The organism is Nocardia amikacinitolerans NBRC 108937 (genome assembly GCF_001612615.1).
GTDB classification, from domain to species: Bacteria; Actinomycetota; Actinomycetes; order Mycobacteriales; family Mycobacteriaceae; genus Nocardia; species Nocardia amikacinitolerans.
Genome location: NZ_BDAU01000105.1, coordinates 1 through 660, shown reverse-complemented (window position 1 = coordinate 660; position 660 = coordinate 1). Strand labels below are relative to the sequence as shown.

The 660-nt window shown below is 64.8% G+C and carries 1 protein-coding gene; it reads left to right on the top strand.

The window, feature by feature from the left end; genetic code table 11:
* Positions 1–660 (top strand): IS30 family transposase (locus tag NAM01S_RS33660; protein ID WP_157108054.1); only part of this gene is annotated, 660 nt, incomplete at both ends.

The window sequence follows — 660 nt, the reverse complement described above, 5'->3', positions numbered from 1 at the left end:
CCCGGAGATGCAGGTGTCCCACGAAGCGATCTATCAGGCACTCTACCTGCAAGGACGTGGTGGGCTGCGCCGTGAGTTGGTCTCGTGCCTGCGCACCGGGCGGGCCATGCGCAAACCGAACCGCAGCCTCGAACGACGCAGCCGCCGACGGATCCCCGGCATGGTCAACATCAGCGAACGTCGCGCCGAGGCCGAAGACCGCGCCGTGCCCAGACATTGGGAAGGTGATCTGATCCTCGGCAAAGACAATGCCTCGGCGATCGGCACCCTGGTCGAACGCCGCTCCGGATTCCTCATGCTGCTGCACCTACCTACCGATCACACCGCCGAATCGGTCGCCGATGCCGCCGTCGCCACGATGAACACCCTGCCAGGGTTCCTGCGCCGCACCCTGACCTGGGACCAAGGCAGCGAAATGGCCCACCACGCCCGCATCACCATGGCCACCGGCCTGGACATCTACTTCTGCGACCCCCACTCACCCTGGCAGCGCGGCACCAACGAAAACACCAACGGCCTTCTGCGCCAATACTTCCCCAAAGGCACCGACCTCTCGATCTTCCCCGCCGACTACCTCGACTACATCGCCGCCCAACTCAACACCCGACCCCGCAAACGCCACGCCTTCCGCACCCCCGCCCACATCCTCAATGACATACT